The following is a 22,979-nucleotide window of genomic DNA, read 5'->3' on the forward strand; positions in this document are numbered from 1 at the left end:
CTAAATTGATCCACGTACTTTGAGGTGATTCCCATGATGAAAGGTGGCATGGCCGGCCTGATGAAGCAGGCGCAGCAGATGCAGGAAAAGATGGCCAAGATGCAGGAAGAACTGGCCAACGCCGAAGTCACCGGTAAAGCCGGTGGCGATATGGTCAGCGTGGTGATGACCGGTCGTCACGACATCAAGCGCGTGAGCATCGACCCAAGCGTGTTGCCAGGCGTGGGCGAAGATGACCTGGAAATGCTCGAGGCGCTGTTCGCCGCGGCCGTCAACGACGCCGTGCGCAAGATCGAAGCCAACAGCCAGGACAAAATGTCCGGCGTGACCGCTGGCATGCAATTGCCACCGGGCATGAAGCTGCCGTTCTGATCGGCGAGCTTTAGCTAGACTCCAGTGCCAGGCCTCGTGCCTGGCATTTTTTTTGGGTGTGACGTCGGTTTGCCACGCCGCTGCGATGCACACGCGACGGGGCGATAGACGAAACATCGAACCGCAAGCGCTCTATCATGGTCTGCACCCTATACCGATGAATTCGATAAAGGAGCCCCCTGATGCCTCAAGAACCGATTCTTAACCAGCGCATCGTCCTGGTCTCACGCCCGCAGGGCGCCCCGACCCCGGAAAATTTCCGCCTGGAACGCGTGAACCTGCCGGAGTTGGCAGATGGCCAGGTTCTCCTGAAAACCCTGTACCTGTCCCTCGACCCCTACATGCGTGGTCGCATGAGCGATGCACCGTCCTACGCCGCGCCGGTGGAAATCGACGAGGTGATGACCGGTGGCGCTGTCAGCCGTGTCGAGCAGTCGCGTAATCCGAAATTTGAAGTGGGCGACCTCGTCGTCGGTTCCACCGGCTGGCAGAGCCACAGCATTTCCGATGGCCGCAACCTGATGCCGGTGCCCAAGGGCCTGGCCAGCCCGTCCATGGCCCTTGGGGTACTGGGCATGCCGGGCATGACCGCGTACATGGGCCTCACGGACATCGGCCAGCCACAGGCCGGCGAAACCCTGGTGGTGGCGGCAGCGTCCGGCGCCGTGGGCTCGGTGGTGGGGCAGGTGGCCAAGCTCAAGGGCTTGCGTGTGGTGGGTGTGGCGGGAGGCGCGGACAAGTGCCGCTACGTGGTCGAAGAGTTGGGCTTTGATGCCTGCATTGACCACAAGAGCGCGGATTTTGCCAACGAGTTGGCCCTGGCGTGCTTCAAAGGCGTGGACATCTATTTCGAGAACGTCGGCGGCAAGGTGTTTGACGCGGTCGTGCCGCTGCTCAACCCCAAGGCGCGGATTCCGCTGTGTGGGCTGATTGCCGGTTATAACGCGCATGAACTGCCGAGTGGTCCTGACCGTCTGCCGGCGCTGCAGCGGACCTTGCTGACCAAGCGGGTGCGTATCCAGGGCTTTATCGTGTTCGACGACTACGGTGATCGCCATCCGGAGTTCATCAGTGCCATGGCGCCATGGGTGCGCGAGGGCAAAGTGAAATTTCGCGAAGACGTGGTCGATGGCCTGGAGCAGGCGCCCGAAGCGTTTATCGGTTTGCTGGAGGGACGCAACTTCGGCAAGTTGGTGGTACGTGTCGCGCAGGATTGAGGATTTGACGCTCATCCGGGGCGCGGGTATAAACCGCGTCTCGTTGTTTTGTCGGACCATTGCCCCATGAGCTTCAGCCCTCTGATTCGCCAACTGATCGACGCCTTGCGCACATTGCCAGGCGTTGGCCAGAAAACCGCCCAACGCATGGCGCTGCAGCTGCTGGAGCGTGACCGCAGCGGCGGCACCCGGCTGGCCCAGGCCCTGAGCCAGGCCATGACTGGCGTGGGCCATTGCCGCCAGTGCCGCACCCTCACCGAAGAAGAACTTTGCCCGCAATGCGCCGACCCGCGCCGCGACGACACCCTGCTGTGCGTGGTGGAAGGGCCGATGGATGTGTACGCGGTGGAACAGACCGGCTATCGCGGGCGCTACTTTGTGCTCAAGGGCCATCTGTCGCCGCTGGACGGCCTGGGCCCGGAGGCCATCGGCATTCCGCAACTGGTGGCGCGCATTGAAGAGCAGGGCACCTTTACCGAGGTGATCCTGGCCACCAACCCTACGGTGGAAGGTGAAGCGACGGCGCATTACATCGCGCAGCTGTTGACCAACAAAGGCCTGATCACCTCGCGCATCGCCCACGGCGTGCCGCTGGGTGGCGAGCTGGAGCTGGTGGATGGCGGGACGCTGGCTCACTCGTTCGCAGGTCGCAAGCCGATCGCGCTGTAAAAAACACCGCAGCTCAAAATGTGGGAGCGGGCTTGCTCGCGAAAGCCGTCTGTCAGTGCCAAATGCACTGACTGTTCCACTGCTTTCGCGAGCAAGCCCGCTCCCACATTGGTTTTGTATTGTCAGCAGAATGTGCGCATAACTTGATAACCAAGCAAGCGCTTGGTAAGTTCGCTCCACCTCACCGTGGAGCTTGCCGATGTCTGCCTACCAGGACTACTTCGACCCCAGCCACCAAATGGTCCGCGACAGCGTGCGCCGTTTTGTCGAGCGCGAAATGCTGTCGGACATCGAGCAATGGGAGGAGGCCCACAGCTTTCCCCGTGAGCTGTACCTCAAGGCCGGTGCGGCGGGAATCCTGGGGATTGGTTATCCCGAGGGCCTCGGCGGTAGCCATGAAGGAGACCTGTTCGCCAAGGTGGCCGCCAGTGAGGAGCTGATGCGCTGCGGTTCCGGCGGGGTAGTGGCGGGCTTGGGGTCGTTGGATATCGGCTTGCCGCCGATAGTCAAATGGGCGCTGCCATCGGTGCGCGACCGGGTGGCACCCCAGGTGCTGTCGGGCGAGAAGATCATCGCCCTGGCGGTGACCGAGCCGGGCGGCGGCTCCGATGTGGCCAGCCTGCAGACCCGCGCCATTCGGGAGGGCGAGCATTACCGCGTCAGCGGCAGCAAGACCTTTATCACCAGCGGCAGCCGTGCCGACTTCTACACCGTTGCCGTGCGCACCGGCGGGCCGGGCTTTGCCGGTATCAGCCTGCTGCTGATCGAGAAAAACACCGCCGGTTTCACCGTTGGCCAGCCCCTGAAGAAAATGGGCTGGTGGGCGTCGGACACCGCTGAATTATTCTTCGACGATTGCCGCGTGCCCGTAGGCAACCTGATTGGCGCTGAGAACATGGGCTTCGCCTGCATCATGGGCAACTTTCAGAGCGAACGCCTGGCGCTGGCATTGATGGCCAACATGACTGCGCAGATGGCGCTGGAGGAAAGCCTCAAGTGGGCTTCCCAGCGCGAAGCATTCGGCAAACCCATCGGCAAGTTCCAGGTGCTCAAGCATCGCCTGGCGGAAATGGCTACCGCTGTGGAGGTGTCCCGCGAGTTCACCTACCGCCAGGCAGCGAAGATGGCGGACGGCAAAAGTGTGATCAAGGAAATCTCCATGGCCAAGAACCTCGCCACCGACACCGCCGACCGCGTCACCTATGACGCTGTGCAAATCCTCGGCGGCCAGGGCTACATGCGCGGCAACCTGGTGGAACGGCTGTACCGCGACAACCGCATCCTGTCCATCGGCGGGGGCACCCGCGAGGTGATGAATGAGATCATCAGCAAGCAGATGGGGTTGTGATCATGGGTGCTCTTTCGAGCGCTATCGCTGGCAAGCCAGCGCCTACGGGTAGGCGCATGCCAACGTGGGAGCCGGGCTTGCCCGCGATGGGGCCGGTGCAGGCAGCGATTAACGTTCGTTCAACGCGAACTGCGTCAGGCAGAAGGTCGGGATACCCATGTCTTCCAGACGTTGCGACCCACCCAGCTCCGGCAGGTCGATGATCGCCGCCGCTTCGAAGATCTTCGCCCCCATGCGCCGCACCAGGTTGGCCGCCGCAATCAGGGTGCCACCGGTGGCGATCAGGTCATCGAACATCAGTACCGAGTCGCCCTCGCAGAGGCTGTCGGCGTGGACTTCCAGGAAGGCTTCGCCGTATTCCGTCTGGTAACCCTCGGCCAGGACGTCAGCCGGCAGCTTGCCCTGCTTGCGGAACAGGATCAGCGGTTTGTTCAGTTGATAGGCGATGATCGAACCGATCAGGAAGCCCCGCGCATCCATCGCGCCGATATGGCTGAAGTCGGCCTCGACATAACGGTGTGCAAAGGTGTCAGCCACCAGGCGCAGGGCCTTGGGCGATTGGAACAAGGGCGTGATGTCACGAAAGATCACCCCAGGCTTGGGGAAGTCGATGACGGGACGGATCAGGGATTTGATGTCGAACGAATCGAAGGTCATCGGCGCAGAGTCCTGGGCGTGGAAAACGGACGCCAAGTATACCTGCGGCCTTGCCAATTGGCGCGGCCGCAGGCGTCTGCCTCAGGTCTCCAGGGAGCCACCGGCGAGTGCGCACAGCTGGATCGGATCGAGGATATGCACTTCCTTGCCTTCGGCGGCGATCAGCTCGTTCTGCTGGAAGCGGGTAAACACGCGGGACACGGTTTCCACGGCGAGACCCAGGTAGTTGCCGATTTCATTGCGCGACATGCTCAGGCGGAACTGGTTGGCCGAGAAACCCCTGGCGCGAAAACGTGCCGACAGGTTGACCAGGAACGTGGCGATACGCTCGTCGGCGGTTTTCTTCGACAACAGCAGCATCATTTGCTGGTCGTCGCGAATCTCGCGGCTCATCACGCGCATCAGCTGGCGGCGCAGTTGCGGCAACTGCAGGGCCAGTTCGTCGAGGCGTTCGAAGGGAATTTCGCACACCGACGTCGTCTCCAGCGCCTGGGCCGACACCGGGTGGATCTCGGTGTCCATGCCCGACAAACCGACCAGTTCGCTGGGCAGGTGGAAACCGGTGATCTGTTCCTCGCCGCCGTCGCTCAGGCTGAACGTCTTCAGGGCGCCCGACCGTACTGCATAGACGGAGTCGAACTTGTCGCCCTGGCGAAACAGAAACTCGCCTTTTTTCAGTGGGCGACCGCGTTTAACGATCTCGTCCAGCGCATCCATGTCTTCCAGATTCAGCGAAAGTGGCAGGCAGAGGGGGGCCAGGCTGCAATCCTTGCAATGAGCCTGGCTGTGAGCGCGCAGTTTAACTGGCTCGGACATTTCTTAAATCCTTGTGGGAAAACACACATAAGACGTAAGGGTAACGCACTGGGGGGCGCCGAGGCCAGCCTGTACAAAAAACCGGCAGCGGTATAAAGGTTTTTGTAACAGGGTCGATACAGTGGTGTACCTCCATGAGCCGGAGCTCAGAACATGTCCGTTATCGCTGCCAACAACCCTGCCATCCGCCTGCCGATCGTGCCGGATACGAAACCTGCCGCAGTGGTCGATGAAAAGGCCGAAGCCCCCGCGCCTGCTGCTGAAACCAAGGCGGTCGAGGGTGTGGCGGTGAAGATTTCCAGTGCCGGTTTCCAGGCTGCCAAAGCCGATTCCAACAAGGACATCGACGACAGCAACCTGAAGGACAGCATCAAGCAACTGCTGAAAATGATTCGTGAGCTGAAGAAGCAAATTGCCGACAAGATGGCCGAAATCGCGGCAGCTTCGGCGGATAACTCCTTGACCCCCGAGGCGCGCCAGGCGCGGGTGGGTAACCTGCAGGCCTCGCTGGCGGCCTTGCAAAGCGGCCTGACAATGGCCCAGATGCAACTGGGCAAGGCCTTGAAGGACGAGCCAGCCGACGCGCAGATGCAAGCCATGAGCCTGGCATCGAAGTAGCGCCCGCTCAGATCACCCGCGAAAATCGCTGCCTGTTCTGATGTTCCAGATAGGCATCGAACACCATGCACACTGAGCGTACCAACAGCCTGCCAGCCGGCAGCACGCGGATGCCCTGCGCGTCCAGTTCGATCAGGCCGTCCTGCGCCATGGTCTCGAGTTGGGGCCAGACGTCGTCAAAATACCCGCGAAAATCAATGTTGAAAGCCTGCTCGACCCGATCAAAGGCCAGGCTGAAATTGCAGATCAATTGCTGAATCACCTCGCGTCGCAGCCGATCATCGGTGGTGCACAGCAAGCCACGGCTGGTGGCCAGTTGAGCGCCGGCGAGGGTGTTTTGGTAGCCATTGAGGTCGCTGGTGTTCTGGCAGTACAGGTCACCGATCTGGCTGATGGCGGACACGCCGAGCCCGATCAGGTCGCAGTGCCCATGGGTGGTGTAGCCCTGGAAGTTGCGCTGCAGGGTGCCTTCTTCCTGGGCGACGGCGAGTTCGTCGTCCGGCAGGGCGAAGTGGTCCATGCCGATGTAGCGATAGCCGGCCTGGGTCAGTTGTTCGATGGTGGTTTGCAGCATCAGCAACTTGGACGCCGGTGACGGCAGTTCGTCGGTGTTGATCCGCCGCTGGGGCATGAAGCGCTCAGGCAGGTGGGCATAGTTGAATACCGACAGGCGGTCCGGTTGCAGCCTGATCACTTCCTCCACGGTGCGCGCGAAATTGATCGGCGTCTGCTTGGGCAGGCCGTAGATCAGGTCGATATTGATCGAGCGAAACTGCAGGGTGCGCGCCGCATCGATCACCGCGCGGGTCTCTTCCAGGCTTTGCAGGCGGTTGACCGCGCGCTGCACGTCCGGGTCGAGGTCCTGCACGCCGATGCTGACGCGGTTGAAGCCCAGTTCGCGCAGCAGGCCCATGGTCGCCCAGTCGGCCTCGCGCGGGTCAATCTCGATGCCGTAGTCGCCGGAGTCATCGTCAAGCAGATTGAAGTGCTGGCGCAGGCTGCCCATGACCTGGCGCAGTTCGTCGTGGCTGAGAAAGGTCGGCGTGCCGCCGCCCAGGTGCAGTTGTTCCACCGGCTGCTTGGGGTCGAGGTGGCAGGCCACCAGTTGGATCTCCTGTTCCAGGCGCTGCAGGTACGCCTGGGCGCGGCCACGGTCCTTGGTGATCACCTTGTTGCAGGCGCAGTAGTAGCAAATGTTCGCGCAGAACGGCACATGCACATACAGCGACAGCGGGCGCACAGCCTTGCGGCTGTCGCGCAGGGCGTGGAGCAGGTCGAAAGTGCCGACCTGGCTGTCGAATTGTACGGCGGTGGGGTAGGACGTGTAGCGCGGTCCCGCCAGGTCGTAGCGGTGAATCAGATCGGTGTCCCAACGAATGGCGTCGAGCATGCGGGCGTTCCCCCGGATAGGCTAGTGGGCCGAGTCTAGGGGTGTGACCTGGAGGGCATGTTGATTTGCATCAACGGGGAGCGGCGCTATGCCACATGGCCTTTTAATGGCCCATTAGCCAGTGCTGATGCGGACCGGGCAATGTCCAGACGCCGAAGAGGATCACCATCAAGCCGCCGGCCACGCGCACACTGCGTTTGCGCAATAACGCCGTGACCCGCTCCGCTGCCAGGCCGGTGGCCAGCAGCACTGGCCAGGTGCCCAAGCCGAATGCCAGCATCAGCGACGCGCTGTCCAGCGCATTGCCCTGGCTCGCCGCCCACAGCAGGGTGCTGTAGACCAACCCGCAGGGCAACCAGCCCCACAGCGCGCCCAGCAGCAATGCGCGGGGCAGGCTGGACACCGGCAGCAAACGGTTCGCCACCGGCTGTATATAGCGCCACAGGCCGCGTCCGAGGCTTTCGATGCGCGTCAGGCCGCTCCACCAGCCGGCCAGGTACAACCCCATGCTGATCAACAGTAACCCGGCGATTACACGCATGAACATCGCCGCCGGGCTGTTGGCCACGGCCCAGCCGGCCAGACCGATCAACAACCCCGCCGTGGCATAGCTGAGGATGCGCCCCAGGTTGTACGCCAGCAGCAGGCGAAAGCGGCGGCTGCGTTGCTCCTTGGGAATCGCCAGGGTCAGCGCGCCCATCAGCCCGCCGCACATGCCCAGGCAGTGGCCGCCGCCCAGCAGGCCGAGAATCAGCGCGGAGACCAGCAGCGGCGCGAGTTCAAGCATGGGGCGGATCTTTGGGCGCGGGCGGCTGCTCGGGGCCGTTGGCCTCGTCGATGGCGGCCAGGTGGTTGGGGTCCTGATCGTCGAACAGCACGCTGTGGGCCGGGCCGTCGAGGTCATCGTACTGGCCGCTGTCCACCGCCCAGAAGAAGATGTAGATAGCGACACCGACTAACAGCAGCGCCGCCGGAATCATCACGTATAGAGCTGGCATCTGCACTCCATGCCCGCGCGGCTCAAGCCGGCAGCGGGCGGGTTACTGAAGGGGCGCTGTGGGCCGGCGCGCTCGGCAGGCGAGTCAGGCGCAGGGCGTTGAGCACCACGGTCAACGAACTGAGGGACATGCCGATCGCCGCCCAGATCGGGGTGATCCAACCGAGGGCGGCAAACGGCAGCATCAGGCCATTGTACAGCCCGGCCCACAGCAGGTTCTCAATGATTACCCGGCGGGTGCGCCGCGCCAGGCTGAAGGCTTGCACCAGCGCGTCGAGGCGGTTGGACAGCAGCACCGCATCGGCGCTGGTCTTGGCCAGATCAGTGGCCGAGCCCATGGCCACGCTGATATCGGCAGCGGCGAGTACCGGCACATCGTTGACGCCATCGCCGAGCATCAACACCGTGCGGCCTTGCTGGTGCAAGCGTTGCAACACCTGCAGTTTGTCGTCGGGGCGCAGGCCGCCGTGGGCTTCGTCGATGCCCAGCTCAGCGGCGACACTCGCGACCATCGGCGAGGTGTCCCCCGACAGCAGCAGCGTGCGCCAGCCACGCGCCTTGCACGCGGCCAGCAACGCGGGTGCGTCGCTGCGCAGGCGGTCGTCCAGCACGAACCAGGCGAGGGCGCCGTCACGGTCACCGAGCAGCAGCCATTGGCCGGCTTCGTTCGGCGAGGCCGGCATCGGGCAGCCACTGAGTTCGCAGACAAACCCCGGCTGGCCGATGCGCAGCAGGCGTTCACCGACGCGGCCTTCCAGGCCGAGCCCGGGGAAACTCAGCACTTCATCGGCGGCCATGGGCGCGCGGCCAAACGCGCGGGCAATCGGGTGTTCGGAGCGATTTTCGAGGGCGGCGGCGAGGGCCAGGCACAAGTCGCTGCTGGTGGCGCCCAAGGTGCGGATGGCTTTGAGTGCCAGGCGGCCTTCAGTGAGGGTGCCGGTCTTGTCGAAAATCACCGTGTCGATCTGGTTCAAGCCTTCGAGCACGTGGCCCCGGGTCAGCAGCAGGCCGAGTTTGTGCAGGGTGCCGGTGGCGGCGGTGAGGGCGGTCGGCGTGGCCAGGGACAGCGCGCACGGGCAGGTCGCAACCAGCATCGCCAGCACGATCCAGAACGCCCGCGACGCATCCAGCTCCCACCACACCAGGCCGATCACCGCCGCGGCGATCAGCGAGCACAACAGGAACCACTGCGCGGCGCGGTCGGCGATCTGCGCCAGGCGCGGTTTCTCGGCCTGGGCCCGCTCCAGCAGGCGCACGATGGCGGACAGGCGCGTGTCATGGCCCAAGGCCCGCACCTCGACCTTCAGGGCGCCCTCGACATTCAGGGTGCCGGCAGTCACCGCATCGCCCGCGCGCCGCGGTTGCGGCAGGTATTCGCCGGTGAGCAGCGATTCATCGATGCTCGATTGACCGTCGAGGATCACCCCGTCCGCAGGCAGTACCGCGCCGGGATGCACCAGCACCCGGTCGCCCACCGCCAGTTCGCTCAAGAGGATGCGCTCGCTCTGGCCATCCCCCTTCAGGCGCAGGCACGAGGCCGGCAGCAGGTTGACCAATTGCGCGGTGGCCGCCGCCGTCCGCTCGCGTGCGCGGCGCTCCAGGTAACGGCCGGCGAGCAGGAACAGGGCGAACATGCCGACGGCGTCGAAGTACAACTCGCCGACCCCGGTAATCGCCGTCCAGATACCGGCCAGATAGGCCCCGCCAATCGCCAGGGATACCGACACATCCATGGTCAGGTGGCGGGTGCGCAGATCGCGCAGGGCGCCTTTGAAAAACGGCGCACAGCTGTAGAACACGATGGGTGTTGTCAGAAACATCGCCACCCAACGCAGGATCACGTGCAGCTCGGGGCTCAGGTCGATATTGAATTCCGGCCAGGTGGCCATGGTCGCCATCATCGCCTGGAACCACAGCAAGCCGGCCACGCCCAATTGGCGCAGGGCCAGGCGGTTTTCGCTGGCCAATTGCTCGGCGGCACGGTCGGCCTGATACGGGTGCGCGGCGTAGCCGATGTGGCGCAGTTCGCTGAGCAGTTGGCTCAACGGCAACTGGCCATCGGCCCAGCGCACCTGCAGGCGATGGTTGGACAGGTTCAACCGCGCCTCGGCGACGGCGGGCAGGCTGCGCAGGTGTTTTTCGATCAGCCAGCCACAGGCCGCGCAGCTGATGCCTTCCATCAGCAGTGTCGCTTCGGCGAGATCGCCGTCGTGGCGCACGAAGGGTTTTTGCACGTCGGCGCGGTCATACAGCGCCAGTTCGTCGACCAGTTGCACGGGCAGCGCCTCGGGGTTGGCCGAGGCTTCGCTGCGGTGCTGGTAATAGCTTTCCAGGCCCCCGGCCACGATGGCTTCGGCCACGGCCTGGCAGCCGGGGCAGCACAGCTCGCGGCGCTCGCCGAGGATCACCGCCGTGAAGCGGCTGCCGGGCGGGACGGGGAGGGCGCAGTGGTAGCAGGGGGTTGGGCTGGTCATGGGTAGGGATTCTAGCCGGCTGGGAGGGCCGCATCGCCGGCAAGCCGGCTCCTGCAGGGTAACGCGTCAGGCCTGCAGGCGCCGGCTTGCCGACGATGCGCGAAGCGCAGGTGGATTATTTTTTCAGGTCTTCGGCACCCTGCAGTGGCTCATCACCCAGCAGCAAGTCCTTGTCGTGGCTGACCTGTTCTTCTTCGAACATGCGCCAGGTGCGGTCACCTTCCACGCCGAGCAACTCGACGAAACGACGGCCTTCGACTTTGTCGGTGACCTGGCCGATGTAGCGGCCGGCTTCGCTGTCGCTGCGGGCCAGGTTGATTCTGCGATCCTTTTCCGGCTGGGTCGGGGAGATCAGGTTCAGTTCCAGGGTCGCCGGGTTGCTGTTGCCGGTCAGGTGCACGTCGACTTCGCCGGTCAGTTCGTCCAGGTGCACCTTGGCGCGCAGTTGCAGGGTCTGGGCCAGCAGTTCGCGGTCCAGAGAGCGGTTGATGCCTTTGCCGGCCTCGTAGTAGTTGTCGTTGACCAGGTTGTCCGGGTTGTTCACCGCGATGGTCACCATGGACAAGGTCAAGGTCACCGAGCAGGCCAGGATCCCAATGATGATCCAGGGCCAGAGGTGCTTGTACCAGGGGCTTGCGGCAGTAGCTACGGACATTCTCATGCTCTCTGTTTAACGGACTTGTGGGCCGATGAATCGGCTCTTGGCTTCGATCTGGACGCTGGTGTCATCGGCATCGCGCAGGATGAAGGTCACCTCGTTGGTGCTCGACGGCAACTGCTCCGGCGCACTCGACAGCTCCACCGGCATGCTGACGATATCGCCGGCGGCCACCTTGATTTCGCGCCGGCCCTGCAGCTTGAGATCCGGCAGGCCGGCGGCGTCGAGCACGTAGGTGTGGTCGCGCTGGTCCTTGTTCATGATCTTCAGGCTGTAGACGTTTTCGATCCGGCCCTCGGCGTTTTCGCGGTACAGCACGCGATCTTTGCTGACGTCGAAACCCACCAGCGAGCGCATGAAAAATGCCCCGACCAGCAGCCCTATCATCGCCAGCAACACCAGCGCGTAACCAATCAGGCGCGGGCGCAATTTGTGGGTCTTCTGCCCGGACAGGTTGTGCTCGGTGGTGTAGCTGATCAGGCCGCGCGGGTACTCCATCTTGTCCATGATGTTGTCGCAGGCATCGATGCAGGCGGCGCAACCGATGCACTCGATTTGCAGGCCGTCGCGGATGTCGATGCCGGTGGGGCAGACCTGCACGCACATCGTGCAGTCGATGCAATCGCCGAGGCCCTGGGCCTTGTAGTCGACACCCTTTTTACGCGGGCCACGCACTTCGCCACGGCGGGGGTCATAGGAGACGATCAGGGTGTCCTTGTCGAACATCACGCTCTGGAAGCGCGCATACGGGCACATGTAGATACACACCTGTTCGCGCAGCCAGCCGGCATTGCCGTAGGTGGCGAGGGTGAAGAACCCGACCCAGAAATACGACCAGCCGTCGGCCTGGCCGGTGAAGAAGTCGAACACCAGTTCGCGGATCGGCGAGAAGTAGCCGACAAAGGTCATGCCCGTGACAAACCCGATCAACAGCCACAGGGTGTGCTTGCTGAATTTGCGCAGGAACTTGTTGATGCCCATGGGCGCTTTATCGAGCTTGATGCGCTGGTTGCGGTCGCCTTCGGTGACTTTTTCGCACCACATGAAGATCCACGTCCACACGCTTTGCGGGCAGGTATACCCACACCACACGCGGCCGGCGTACACCGTGATGAAGAACAGGCCAAACGCCGCCACGATGAGGATGCCCGAGAGCAGGATGAAGTCCTGGGGCCAGAAGGTTGCGCCAAAAATGAAGAACTTGCGCTCCGGCAGGTTCCACCACACTGCCTGGTGTCCGCCCCAGTTCAGCCACACCGTGCCGAAGTAGAGCAGGAACAGGCCGGCGCCACCGAGCATGCGCAAGTTGCGGAACAGGCCGGTGAAGGCGCGGGTGTAGATTTTCTCTCGCGACGCATAAAGGTCGACGGATTGACTGGCGTTTTTGGCAGGCGGGGTAACGTCATGTACCGGTATCTGGTTGCTCATCATTGCATCCCACGGCGGTGGAGATTTGCCTCGGCCAGTACGTGCCAACCGGGGTCAAATTAAGGGTGTTGCAGTGGCCTAATGATACGCCCCCGACAGTGCGCAAAGGGTGCGACCTTTGGTCGCGTTGGGGGAAATCAATTGATGGTGTACGTGACCTGGATCAATTGACTTGAGAAGTATGGACGGTTTTTGCCGGTGAGCAGGTCATTCGTCCCACGGATTTATCAGGGCAACACCACTGGACTTGAAGTCGCTGATGTTACGCGTCACCACGGTGAGCCCATGCACCAGCGCAGTTGCGGCAATCAAGGCGTCACTTTCGTTAGCTTGGTCCGGCACCTGTAAATGGGCACAGCGCAGCGCAACGGCGGCATCAACCGGCAATATTCTGGCATCGAACGCTGGCATTACATGACGTTTGAGCCACGTACGCAGCACTTTCCCCTGGGCCGGGTCTCGGCGCTCCATCCGCAGTACGCCGGTTTCCAGTTCTTTCAGCGTAATTGCTGAGATAAACATGCGCGGGGCGATAACGCTTTTTGCCCAGGCGACCACTCTTGCGTCAGCCTGAGGTTTACGAAGTTCAGAGATTACGTTGGTGTCGAGTAGGTACATTCAAGAGAAGTCCACGGGGCGGTGAGTGACCACGGCACGTTCGGTTTCAAAGTCGATTTCGGCCGCTTCCGGCATCACCAACAGGTCAACGATGTCGACATTCAGACCTGTCAGTTTCTGGTAGTCCTCAATGCTTAGCAGTACATGGGCTGGCTTGCCGCGATCAGTGATAAAAACCGGCCCCTGACGGGCGGCTTTTTTGGCACCGCTTGTGTCTTGGTTGAATTCCCGACTGGAAATGGTGGTGATAGTCATGGGCATCCCCCCTTCGGTAGATTTAATGTAGTTACGTTACTACTTTGTGGCGGTGGGCGACAAGCTCGATATTACGAGCGGTTGAGCATTCGGCCGTTGAAATGGCAGCAGCCAGAAACGACAAAGCCCCGTGATTCGGGGCTTTGTCATGACTAAGGCTTACTGCTCTTCAGTCTTCTTGTCCCCATGGGACAAGCTGTACACATACGCCGCGAGCAGGTGCACCTTGTCGTTGCCCTGCAGTTGCTCCTGCGCAGGCATCTGGCCCTGGCGGCCCCAGCGGATGGTCTGCTGCAGTTGCGCGAAGCTCGAGCCGTAGATGAACGCGCCCGGGTGAGTCAGGTCGGGTGCGCCCATGGCGGGGGTGCCTTTGCCGGCCGGGCCATGGCAGGCCACGCAGTTGGCGGCGAAGAGTTTCTCGCCGTTGGCCACGTCAGCCTTGGTACCTTCCGGCAGCTTGCGCCCATCGAGGTTGGTGACGACGAAGGCAGCCACATCGGCCACGCCCTGTTCCTTGAGGATATCAAGCCAGGCCGGCATCACTGCATGGCGGCCCTTCATGATGGTTTCCTTGATGGTGGCCGGCTCGCCACCCCAGCGCCAGTCGGCGTCGGTCAGGTTGGGGAAGCCATAGGCACCCTTGGCGTCGGAGCCGTGGCAGACCGAGCAGTTGGAGGCGAACAGGCGGCCACCCATCTTCAGGGCCTGTGGGTCCTTGGCGACTTCCTCAATTGGCATCGACGCGAATTTGGCGAAGATCGGCCCGAACTTGGCGTCCGACCTGGCCATTTCCTTTTCCCATTCGTGCACGCCGGTCCAGCCGGTCTGGCCGTTGGCGAAGGGGGTTTGCTTGTCGTTGTCGAGGTAGTTGTAGCCCGGCAGCAGGCCTTTCCAGTTGCCCAGGCCGGGGTAGAGCGCCAGGTAACCGAGGGCGAAAATGATGGTGCCGACGAACAGCATGAACCACCACTTGGGCAGCGGGTTGTCGTACTCCTCGATGCCGTCGAACGAGTGGCCGACGGTCTCGTCGGTCTGCTCGGCGCGCTGGCCCTTGCGGGTCGACAGCAGCAGCCAGGTCAGGGCGAAAATGGTACCCAGACTGAGGACTGTGACGTACAGACTCCAGAACGTAGTCATTCTTTGTTACTCCTAGAAGCTTGCTCGACGTGCTTGATGGCTTCGGGATCATCCGCAAAGGGCAGCATGGTCGCGTCGTCAAACTCCGACTTGCGTCGCGGGCTGAACACCCACAGCGCCAGGCCGACAAAGGCCACCATCACTACAACGGTGCCCAGGCCTCGAATCATCCCGATATCCATGTAGGTCACCGTTTGCTTTTGATGATGGTGCCAAGGCCTTGCAGGTAGGCCACCAATGCGTCCATTTCAGTCTTGCCCTTCACGGCTGCAGCGGCACCGGCGATGTCTTCGTCGGTGTAGGGCACGCCCAGGGTGCGCAAGACTTCCATCTTCTTCGCGGTGTCCTTGCCGTCGAGCTTGTTTTCCACGAGGAACGGGTACGCCGGCATTTTCGACTCAGGCACCACGTTGCGCGGGTTGTACAAGTGCGCACGTTGCCAGTCATCGGAGTAACGCCCGCCGACACGGGCCAGGTCCGGGCCGGTGCGCTTGGAACCCCACAGGAACGGGTGGTCCCACACGCTTTCGCCGGCAACCGAGTAGTGGCCGTAGCGTTCGGTCTCGGCGCGGAACGGGCGGATCATCTGCGAGTGGCAGCCGACACAGCCGTTGGCGATGTAGACGTCGCGGCCTTCCAGTTCAAGTGCGGTGCGCGGCTTCATGCCTTCGACCGGCTTGTTGGTCACGTCCTGGAAAAACAGCGGGACGATCTGGGTCAGGCCGCCGATGCTCACGGCGATGACCATGAAGAAGGCCAGCAGGCCGATATTCTTCTCGACTACTTCATGCTTCATCAGTGGGCTCCCACAACGGCGATCTTGGCGGCGGCTTCGGCTTCTGCAGGGTCGGAGGCGCGCACGGTGCGCCAGACGTTGTAGGCCATGAACAGCATGCCGGCGGCAAAGAACGTACCGCCCAGGGCGCGGACGATGTAGCCCGGGTGGCTGGCTTGCAGCGCTTCGACGAAGGAGTAGGTGAGGGTGCCGTCATCGTTGATCGCACGCCACATCAGGCCCTGGGTGATGCCGTTGACCCACATCGAGGCGATGTAGAGCACGGTGCCGATGGTGGCCAGCCAGAAGTGCGTGTTGATCAGCCCGACGCTGTGCATCTGCGCACGGCCGAACAGTTTCGGGATCATGTGGTACAGCGCGCCGATGGAGATCATCGCCACCCAGCCGAGGGCGCCGGCATGAACGTGGCCGATGGTCCAGTCGGTGTAGTGGGAGAGCGAGTTGACGGTCTTGATCGCCATCATCGGCCCTTCGAAGGTCGACATGCCGTAGAACGCCAGCGAGACCACGAGAAAACGCAGGATCGGGTCGGTGCGCAACTTATGCCAGGCGCCCGACAGGGTCATCATGCCGTTGATCATGCCGCCCCAGCTCGGAGCCAGGAGGATGATCGACATTGCCATGCCCAGCGACTGCGCCCAGTCCGGCAGCGCGGTGTAGTGCAGGTGGTGCGGGCCGGCCCAGATGTACAGGGTGATCAGTGCCCAGAAGTGCACGATGGACAGGCGGTACGAGTAAATAGGACGTTCGGCCTGTTTCGGCACGAAGTAGTACATCATCCCGAGGAAACCGGTGGTCAGGAAGAAACCCACGGCGTTGTGGCCGTACCACCACTGGATCATCGCATCCGTCGCCCCGGCGTAGGCCGAGTAGGACTTGAACAGGTTCACCGGCAACGAAGCGTGGTTGACGATGTGCAGCATCGCCGTGACCAGGATGAAGGCACCGTAGAACCAGTTACCGACATAGATGTGCTTGGTCTTGCGCTTGACGATGGTGCCGAAGAACACCACCGCATAGGTCACCCAGACGATGGCGAGCAGGATCGCGATCGGCCATTCCAGCTCGGCGTATTCCTTGGTGGTGGTGTAGCCCAGCGGCAGGGTGACGATGGCGCTGACGATGACCGCTTGCCAACCCCAGAAGGTGAAGGCCGCGAGACTGTCGGAGATCAGTCGCGTCTGGCAGGTGCGCTGCACGACATAGTAGGAGGTGGCAAACAATGCACATCCGCCGAAGGCGAAAATCACCAGGTTGGTGTGCAGCGGGCGCAGGCGGCCGAAGGTCGTCCAGGGCAAGCCGAAATTCAATTCCGGCCAGACCAGTTGCGAGGCGATGAACACCCCGAGCCCCATGCCAAGGATCCCCCAGACCACCGTCATGATGGCGAACTGGCGGACTACCTTATAGTTATAAGCAGTCGGACTGATTGCTGTGCTCATTCTAAGGTTCCACGGTTTAGGTTTTTTTATAGGTAAAATCGGCCGCAAGTATGTAGAAAGCGAGGGGCCATTGCAACGCAATGACTGACCTGTATCAATGCGTTCCACGCCAGATTCTGCGCCCTTTCCATGTTTTGCGTAGGGACAAAATCCGAAATCGAAAGCTGATCGAGTGGACAAGAATTTTCACAGGCCGCAGCGGGCAACGCCGTGCGCTCTGAACCGGTCCACTGTGCAAGGAAGCGTAGACCCGATTGGCAGGGGGGGAAAGTGGTGCTTTGGAAGGGTGTGACGAACTGACGCAGAGCGGCAGCCATAAGTGGCAAGTTGCATGCCGCAGGAAAAAACGGCTGCAAGATCCAAGTTGGGAACTCTTCTCTTGCAGCCTGACACTTGAAGCCTGAAGCCTGAAGCCTGAAGCCTGAAGCCTGAAGCCTGAAGCTTGAAGCTTGAAGCTTGAAGCTTGAAGCTTAAAACTTCCCGCTCACCGGCTGCTATTGATGGGACAGGCTATACACGTATGCCGCCAGCAGGTGCACCTTGTCATTGCCCTGCAGCACTTCCTGTGCCGGCATCTGGCCCTGACGGCCGTGACGGATGGTCTGCTGCAACTGCGCGAGGCTGGTGCCGTAGATATAGCCGGCCGGTTTGGTCAGGTCAGGCGCGCCCATCGCTTCCATGCCGTGGCCTTGCGGTCCGTGGCAGGCGACACAGGTGGTGTTGAACGCGGTTTGGCCTGCGGCGAGGTCGGCGCTGCTGTCGGCCGGCAAAGGCAGCTTGGCCAGGTCGTGACGCACATAGGCGGCGACGTTTTTAACCCCCTCGTCACCCAGCATGTCGCCCCAGGCCGGCATCGCCGCGTGGCGGCCGTTGAGGATGGTGGTCTTGATCGCCTCGGCCGAACCGCCCCAGCGCCAGATGTTGTCGGCCAGGTTCGGGAAGCCGAACGCGCCCTTGGCATCCGAGCCGTGGCACACCGCGCAGTTGGAGGCGAACAGGCGTGCGCCCATCTTCAGCGCCTGCGGGTCCTTGGCGACCTCTTCCAGCGGCATGGCCGAGAATTTGGCGAAGATCGGCCCGAACTTGGCGTCGGCCCTGGCCATTTCCTTGTCCCATTCCTTAGTCTGGGTCCAGCCGTCTTCATAGCCCGGCAGCACACCTTTCCAGTTGCCCAGGCCCGGGTAGAGGATCAGGTAGCCGACGGCAAACACCAGGGTGCCGGCGAACAGCATGAACCACCACTGGGGCAGCGGGTTGTCGTATTCCTCGATGCCATCGAAGGCGTGGCCCATCGTCTGGTCGACGCTGCCCTTGGTTTCGCCCTTGCGGGTGCCGATCAACAGCCAGGTCAGGCCGATCAGGCTGCCGAGGGTCAGTACGCAGATCCATGTACTCCAGAATAGGGTCATGGCCGGTTGCTCCTTGTTGCAGGCTCTTCTTGAGCGTCGGATGGAGTGGGTTCATCGGCGAAGGGCAGCAGGCGCGCCTGCTCGAATTCCGCATTGCGCCGGTTGTTGAACACCCACAGCGACAAGCCGATAAAGGCGATGGCGACCACCAGCGTGCCGAGGCCGCGGATGGTGCCTGCATCGAATTCAAATCCCATGGCTCACCTCTTGCTCTTGATGGCGGTGCCGAGCACTTGCAGGTACGCCACCAGGGCGTCCATCTCGGTCTTGCCCTTGAGGCTGGCGACCGCACCACTGATGTCGTCGTCGGTGTACGGCACGCCGAGGGTGCGCATCACTTTCAACTTGGTCTCGGTGTGGCTACTGTCGACGGGAGCGGTGACCAGCCACGGATAGGCCGGCATCTTCGACTCGGGCACCACGTTGCGCGGGTTGTACAAGTGCGCGCGGTGCCAGTCGTCGGAGTAGCGTGCGCCGACGCGCGCCAGGTCCGGGCCGGTGCGCTTGGAGCCCCACAGGAACGGGTGGTCCCACACGCTTTCGCCGGCGACCGAGTAGTGGCCGTAGCGTTCGGTCTCGGCGCGGAACGGGCGGATCATCTGCGAGTGGCACTGTACGCAGCCTTCGCGGATGTAGATGTCGCGGCCTTCCAGTTGCAGCGCGGTATAGGGTTTCATGCCCTCGACCGGCTTGTTGGTCACGTCCTGGAAGAACAGCGGGACGATCTGGGTCAGGCCACCGATGCTCACGGCGAGCACCATGAGCAGCATCAACAGGCCGACGTTCTTTTCAATCGTTTCGTGTTTCATCACAGACTCCTCAGGCCAGCTGCGCAGTGGTGGCGGCTTCGGCGGGTTGCGCCGAGCGCACGGTGCGCCATGTGTTGTAAGCCATCAGGAACATGCCGCTGAGGAACACCGCACCGCCTACCAGCCGCACGATGAAGCCAGGGTGGCTGGCCACCAGGGTTTCGACGAAGGAGTAGGTCAGGGTGCCGTCTTCGTTGACCGCACGCCACATCAGGCCCTGGGCGATGCCGTTGACCCACATCGAGGCGATGTAGAGCACGGTGCCGATGGTGGCCAGCCAGAAGTGCGCGTTGATCAGGCCGAGGCTGTACATCTGCTCGCGACCGAAGATTTTCGGGATCATGTGGTACAGCGCGCCGATGGAGATCATCGCCACCCAGCCGAGGGCGCCGGCGTGTACGTGGCCGATGGTCCAGTCGGTGTAGTGGGAGAGGGCGTTGACGGTCTTGATCGCCATCATCGGGCCTTCGAAGGTCGACATGCCGTAGAACGCCAGGGAGACCACCAGGAAGCGCAGGATCGGGTCGCTGCGCAACTTATGCCAGGCGCCCGACAGGGTCATCATGCCGTTGATCATGCCGCCCCAGCTCGGTGCCAGCAGGACCAGCGACATCACCATGCCCAACGACTGTGCCCAGTCCGGCAGCGCGGTGTAGTGCAGGTGGTGCGGGCCGGCCCAGATGTACAGGGTGATCAGCGCCCAGAAGTGCACGATGGACAGGCGATAGGAGTACACCGGACGCTCGGCCTGCTTGGGCACGAAGTAGTACATCATCCCCAGGAAGCCCGCAGTGAGGAAAAAGCCTACCGCGTTGTGTCCGTACCACCACTGCACCATGGCATCCGTCGCACCGCCGTACAGCGAGTAGGACTTGGTCAGGCTGACCGGGATTTCCAGGTTGTTGACAATGTGCAGGATGGCCACGGTGATGATGAACGCACCGAAGAACCAGTTGCCGACGTAGATGTGCTTGGTGTTGCGCTTCATCACCGTGCCGAAAAACACGATGGCGTAGGCCACCCAGACGATGGTGATGAGGATGTCGATCGGCCATTCCAGCTCGGCGTATTCCTTGGAACTGGTGTAGCCCAGCGGCAAGGTGATCGCGGCCAGCAGGATCACCAATTGCCAGCCCCAGAAGCAGAACGCGGCGATTTTCGGCGCGAACAGCTGCGTCTGGCAGGTGCGTTGCACCGAGTAGAAGGAGCTGGCGAACAGCGCACAGCCGCCGAAGGCGAAGATCACCGCGTTGGTGTGCAGCGGGCGCAGGCGGCCGAAGCTGGTCCAGGGCAGGTCGAAGTTGAGCGCAGGCCAAACCAATTGGGCAGCGAGAAAAACCCCGAGCCCCATGCCGACGATGCCCCACACCACCGTCATAATGGCGAATTGGCGGACCACCTTGTAGTTATAGGCGGTACTTAAAGTAGTGTTCATGGTTCCCCATCCACGGTTCAACCCAAGCAGATGCGGCACTTGGGCTGGAGTTATAGGCAGACTAAAAAGCGAGGCAAGCATGGGCAAAGAGCACAAGGCCAGTATTGACGGGGATCAATGGGCGCACTGTGTGCGCGAACGCGGCTGGCTGTGGGATGTCGCGGCGGGCGAGGCGTCGGGGGCACCTGTCACGTTGATCCTGGCCCACGGCGCCGGCGCACCGATGGACTCATCGTTCATGAACGACATGGCTGCACGCCTTGCCGGGCACGGCGTGAACGTGTTGCGCTTCGAGTTTGCGTACATGGCCCAGCGCCGGGTGGACGGCGTTAAACGCCCGCCGAACCCGGCGCCGAAACTGCTGGAGGCGTGGCGCGAGGTGCATGCCGAGGTGCGACGTCATGTCGCTGGGAAACTGGCGATTGGCGGCAAATCCATGGGCGGGCGGATGGCCAGTTTAGTCGCGGATGAACTGGGCGCCGATGGGCTGGTGTGCCTGGGCTATCCGTTTTATGCGGTGGGCAAGCCAGAGAAGCCACGGGTCGAGCACTTGGCCGGGCTGAAGACGCCGACCCTGATCGTGCAGGGCGAGCGCGATGCGTTGGGCAATCGGGCGGCGGTGGAGGGGTATGGCTTGTCGCCGAGCATCGAGGTGATGTGGCTGGTGGCGGGGGATCATGACTTGAAGCCGTTGAAGGCATCGGGGTTCAGTCATGAGCAGCATCTGGAGGCAGCGGCGGTGAAGGTCTCAAGCTTTCTTGCTGGCCTTTAGGGCCTCATCGCAGGTAAGCCAGCTCCCACATTTTGATGTGTGAACACCGTCGAATGTGGGAGCTGGCTTGCCTGCGATAGCGATCTATCGGTTAAACCGCTCTACCAGCGAGTACTGGGTATTGGCGGTATGCGTCAGCTCTTCACTCAACTGCGCCGAGTTCAACGCCTGCTCCGAGGTCTGGTCCGCCAGCAGCGCAATGGTGCTGATATTGCGGCTGATCTCTTCGGCCACCGAGCTTTGCTCTTCGGTCGCGGCGGCGATCTGGGTGGTCATGTCGGTGATGTGCGCCACGGCTTCGCTGATGCCAACCAGCGCCTGGTCCGCTTCCATCACCCGTGCCACACCTTCTTCGGCCTGGCGGTGCCCGGCGTCCATGGTTTGCACGGCGGCCGCGGCGGTTTGCTGCAGCTTGGCGATCAGGGCATGGATCTGCCCGGTGGATTCGGCGGTGCGTTGCGCCAACTGACGGACTTCATCCGCCACGACCGCAAAACCACGGCCCATCTCACCGGCGCGGGCCGCTTCGATGGCGGCGTTCAGCGCCAGCAGGTTGGTCTGGTCGGCGATGCCTTTGATCACGTCGACCACGCCGCCGATTTCATCGCTGTCCTTGGCCAGTTGGGTGACGGTCACGCCGGTCTCGCCCACGGCCACCGACAGGCGCTGGATCGCCTCGCGGGTTTCGCCGGCGATATCGCGGCCACGGCCGGTCAGGCGATTGGCTTCCTGGGTGGCATCGGCGGTGCGCTGCACGTGGCTGGCGACTTCCTGGGTGGTCGCGGCCATCTGGTTGACTGCCGTAGCCACCTGCTCGGTTTCCACGCGCTGGCGCTCCAGGCCGGAAGAGCTGTTATGCGCCAGGGTGTTGGACTGTGCAGCCTGGTCGTTGAGGTGCTCGGCCGTGTCCTGCAAGCGCGTGAGGCAGGTCTTCAGACGCGCCTCCTGGCTGAGGATCGACATTTCCAGGCGCGCCTGGGCACCCCGGCTGTCGGTGTACATCTGCGCGATCAGCGGGTCGGACGTGGTCTGCTCGGCCAGGCGCAGCAGGCGCTTGAGGCCGCGTTGTTGCCAGCTCAGGCCCAGCAGGCCCAATGGCACCGACAGCCCGGCCGCCAAGGCGAAGCCCCAGTGGGAGTTGAGCGAGGCGCCGATCATGAAGCTCAGCTGGCTCACCAGGATAAACGGCAGCCAGTCCTGCAGCACCGGCAGCCACTTGTCGCGCTGGGGAATGGCCGACTTGCCCTGGTTGATGCGTTGATAGAGCGCTTCGGCACGGCGGATCTGCTCGGAGGTGGGCTTGATGCGCACCGATTCGTAGCCGACCACCTGGTTGCCTTCGAAGACCGGCGTCACATAGGCGTTGACCCAGTAGTGATCGCCGCTCTTGCAGCGGTTCTTGACGATGCCCATCCATGGCAAGCCTTGTTTGAGCGTGGACCACATGTGCGCGAACACCGCTGCCGGTACATCCGGGTGACGCACCAGGTTGTGCGGCGCGCGAAGCAGCTCTTCGCGGGTGAACCCACTGATCTCGACAAACGCGTCGTTACAGTAGGTGATCACACCCTTGGCATCCGTGGTGGAGATCAACCGTTGCTGAGCGGGGAAGGTACGTTCGCGCTGGGTAACGGGTTGGTTATTACGCATGATTGTTCAATC

Annotated in this window: 25 protein-coding genes; 6 read left to right on the top strand and 19 right to left on the bottom strand. The window is 62.5% G+C overall.

What is annotated here, in order from left to right; genetic code table 11:
- Positions 1-33 precede the first annotated feature (33 nt).
- The 4 genes from BBG20_RS28870 (at position 34) to BBG20_RS28885 (ending at position 3,606) form a co-directional block, all read left to right on the top strand.
- Complete coding sequence (locus BBG20_RS28870; RefSeq protein WP_003193199.1) at positions 34-372, top strand: YbaB/EbfC family nucleoid-associated protein; 339 nt, start codon at positions 34-36, stop codon at positions 370-372.
- A gap of 182 nt (positions 373-554) precedes the next feature.
- Positions 555-1,589, top strand: a complete 1,035-nt coding sequence (locus tag BBG20_RS28875; protein WP_065909583.1) for an NADP-dependent oxidoreductase — start codon at positions 555-557, stop codon at positions 1,587-1,589.
- A 66-nt stretch (positions 1,590-1,655) separates the two neighbouring features.
- The gene (recR, locus tag BBG20_RS28880; protein ID WP_015885312.1) at positions 1,656-2,258 is read left to right on the top strand and encodes a recombination mediator RecR; all 603 of its coding nucleotides are present in this window, start codon (positions 1,656-1,658) and stop codon (positions 2,256-2,258) included.
- A gap of 199 nt (positions 2,259-2,457) precedes the next feature.
- Positions 2,458-3,606: an acyl-CoA dehydrogenase family protein gene (locus BBG20_RS28885; protein WP_065909584.1), complete on the top strand. Its 1,149-nt coding sequence runs from the start codon at positions 2,458-2,460 to the stop codon at positions 3,604-3,606.
- 108 nt (positions 3,607-3,714) lie between these two features.
- On the opposite strand, the gene BBG20_RS28890 is transcribed toward BBG20_RS28885, so the two are convergent.
- Both BBG20_RS28890 and fnr read right to left on the bottom strand, forming a co-directional pair.
- On the bottom strand, positions 3,715-4,263 hold the full coding sequence (locus BBG20_RS28890) for an adenine phosphoribosyltransferase (protein WP_065909587.1): 549 nt from the start codon (positions 4,261-4,263) through the stop codon (positions 3,715-3,717).
- An 81-nt stretch (positions 4,264-4,344) separates the two neighbouring features.
- Positions 4,345-5,079 (bottom strand): fumarate/nitrate reduction transcriptional regulator Fnr, encoded by a 735-nt coding sequence (gene fnr, locus BBG20_RS28895; protein ID WP_065909589.1) that lies wholly within the window; start codon positions 5,077-5,079, stop codon positions 4,345-4,347.
- Positions 5,080-5,232: 153 nt separating this feature from the next.
- On the opposite strand from fnr, the gene BBG20_RS28900 reads away from it, so the two are divergent.
- Positions 5,233-5,697 carry a hypothetical protein gene (locus tag BBG20_RS28900; protein ID WP_065909591.1) on the top strand — a complete coding sequence of 155 codons (465 nt, stop codon included), beginning with the start codon at positions 5,233-5,235 and terminating at the stop codon, positions 5,695-5,697.
- Positions 5,698-5,704: 7 nt separating this feature from the next.
- Here BBG20_RS28900 and hemN read toward each other — a convergent pair whose 3' ends face one another.
- From hemN to ccoN (BBG20_RS28980), 16 genes are all read right to left on the bottom strand, one after another.
- Complete coding sequence (hemN, locus tag BBG20_RS28905) at positions 5,705-7,087, bottom strand: oxygen-independent coproporphyrinogen III oxidase (protein WP_065909593.1); 1,383 nt, start codon at positions 7,085-7,087, stop codon at positions 5,705-5,707.
- Between the two features lie 103 nt (positions 7,088-7,190).
- A complete protein-coding gene (locus tag BBG20_RS28910; RefSeq protein WP_065909595.1) occupies positions 7,191-7,874 on the bottom strand; it encodes a sulfite exporter TauE/SafE family protein in 684 nt (227 codons plus the stop codon).
- Positions 7,867-8,085 carry a cbb3-type cytochrome oxidase assembly protein CcoS gene (gene ccoS / locus BBG20_RS28915; RefSeq protein WP_065909596.1) on the bottom strand — a complete coding sequence of 73 codons (219 nt, stop codon included), beginning with the start codon at positions 8,083-8,085 and terminating at the stop codon, positions 7,867-7,869. Before ccoS ends, BBG20_RS28910 begins: the two co-directional genes overlap by 8 nt.
- Positions 8,086-8,107: 22 nt before the next feature.
- The gene (locus tag BBG20_RS28920; RefSeq protein WP_065909597.1) at positions 8,108-10,558 is read right to left on the bottom strand and encodes a heavy metal translocating P-type ATPase; all 2,451 of its coding nucleotides are present in this window, start codon (positions 10,556-10,558) and stop codon (positions 8,108-8,110) included.
- A 115-nt stretch (positions 10,559-10,673) separates the two neighbouring features.
- Positions 10,674-11,213 carry a FixH family protein gene (locus BBG20_RS28925; protein WP_065909599.1) on the bottom strand — a complete coding sequence of 180 codons (540 nt, stop codon included), beginning with the start codon at positions 11,211-11,213 and terminating at the stop codon, positions 10,674-10,676.
- A 15-nt stretch (positions 11,214-11,228) separates the two neighbouring features.
- The gene (ccoG, locus tag BBG20_RS28930) at positions 11,229-12,644 is read right to left on the bottom strand and encodes a cytochrome c oxidase accessory protein CcoG (RefSeq protein WP_065909601.1); all 1,416 of its coding nucleotides are present in this window, start codon (positions 12,642-12,644) and stop codon (positions 11,229-11,231) included.
- A 207-nt stretch (positions 12,645-12,851) separates the two neighbouring features.
- The gene (locus BBG20_RS28935) at positions 12,852-13,262 is read right to left on the bottom strand and encodes a type II toxin-antitoxin system VapC family toxin (protein ID WP_065909602.1); all 411 of its coding nucleotides are present in this window, start codon (positions 13,260-13,262) and stop codon (positions 12,852-12,854) included.
- Positions 13,263-13,517 (bottom strand): type II toxin-antitoxin system Phd/YefM family antitoxin, encoded by a 255-nt coding sequence (locus BBG20_RS28940; RefSeq protein WP_065909603.1) that lies wholly within the window; start codon positions 13,515-13,517, stop codon positions 13,263-13,265.
- 159 nt (positions 13,518-13,676) lie between these two features.
- Positions 13,677-14,654, bottom strand: a complete 978-nt coding sequence (gene ccoP, locus BBG20_RS28945; protein WP_065909604.1) for a cytochrome-c oxidase, cbb3-type subunit III — start codon at positions 14,652-14,654, stop codon at positions 13,677-13,679.
- Positions 14,651-14,836, bottom strand: a complete 186-nt coding sequence (locus tag BBG20_RS28950) for a CcoQ/FixQ family Cbb3-type cytochrome c oxidase assembly chaperone (RefSeq protein WP_005790274.1) — start codon at positions 14,834-14,836, stop codon at positions 14,651-14,653. Before BBG20_RS28950 ends, ccoP (BBG20_RS28945) begins: the two co-directional genes overlap by 4 nt.
- A gap of 5 nt (positions 14,837-14,841) precedes the next feature.
- Positions 14,842-15,450, bottom strand: a complete 609-nt coding sequence (gene ccoO / locus BBG20_RS28955; RefSeq protein ID WP_003193167.1) for a cytochrome-c oxidase, cbb3-type subunit II — start codon at positions 15,448-15,450, stop codon at positions 14,842-14,844.
- Entirely contained in the window at positions 15,450-16,892 is a 1,443-nt protein-coding gene (ccoN, locus tag BBG20_RS28960; RefSeq protein WP_065909606.1) for a cytochrome-c oxidase, cbb3-type subunit I, read from the bottom strand. The genes ccoO (BBG20_RS28955) and ccoN (BBG20_RS28960) overlap by 1 nt, the downstream gene beginning before the upstream one ends.
- A 494-nt stretch (positions 16,893-17,386) precedes the next feature.
- Positions 17,387-18,301 carry a cytochrome-c oxidase, cbb3-type subunit III gene (gene ccoP, locus BBG20_RS28965; RefSeq protein WP_065909608.1) on the bottom strand — a complete coding sequence of 305 codons (915 nt, stop codon included), beginning with the start codon at positions 18,299-18,301 and terminating at the stop codon, positions 17,387-17,389.
- Positions 18,298-18,498, bottom strand: coding sequence for a cbb3-type cytochrome oxidase subunit 3 (locus BBG20_RS28970; RefSeq protein ID WP_065909612.1), 201 nt, complete (start codon positions 18,496-18,498; stop codon positions 18,298-18,300). The genes ccoP (BBG20_RS28965) and BBG20_RS28970 overlap by 4 nt, the downstream gene beginning before the upstream one ends.
- A gap of 3 nt (positions 18,499-18,501) precedes the next feature.
- Positions 18,502-19,110 carry a cytochrome-c oxidase, cbb3-type subunit II gene (gene ccoO, locus BBG20_RS28975; RefSeq protein ID WP_065909614.1) on the bottom strand — a complete coding sequence of 203 codons (609 nt, stop codon included), beginning with the start codon at positions 19,108-19,110 and terminating at the stop codon, positions 18,502-18,504.
- 10 nt (positions 19,111-19,120) lie between these two features.
- Positions 19,121-20,545 carry a cytochrome-c oxidase, cbb3-type subunit I gene (gene ccoN, locus BBG20_RS28980; protein ID WP_065909616.1) on the bottom strand — a complete coding sequence of 475 codons (1,425 nt, stop codon included), beginning with the start codon at positions 20,543-20,545 and terminating at the stop codon, positions 19,121-19,123.
- Positions 20,546-20,624: 79 nt separating this feature from the next.
- Here ccoN (BBG20_RS28980) and BBG20_RS28985 point away from each other — a divergent pair, with 79 nt between their 5' ends.
- Positions 20,625-21,317: an alpha/beta family hydrolase gene (locus BBG20_RS28985; protein ID WP_065909618.1), complete on the top strand. Its 693-nt coding sequence runs from the start codon at positions 20,625-20,627 to the stop codon at positions 21,315-21,317.
- A gap of 84 nt (positions 21,318-21,401) precedes the next feature.
- Here BBG20_RS28985 and BBG20_RS28990 read toward each other — a convergent pair whose 3' ends face one another.
- Positions 21,402-22,967: a methyl-accepting chemotaxis protein gene (locus tag BBG20_RS28990; RefSeq protein ID WP_065909619.1), complete on the bottom strand. Its 1,566-nt coding sequence runs from the start codon at positions 22,965-22,967 to the stop codon at positions 21,402-21,404.
- Positions 22,968-22,979 lie beyond the last annotated feature (12 nt).

It is taken from the genome of Pseudomonas aylmerensis, assembly GCF_001702265.1.
Classification (GTDB): Bacteria; Pseudomonadota; Gammaproteobacteria; order Pseudomonadales; family Pseudomonadaceae; genus Aquipseudomonas; species Aquipseudomonas aylmerensis.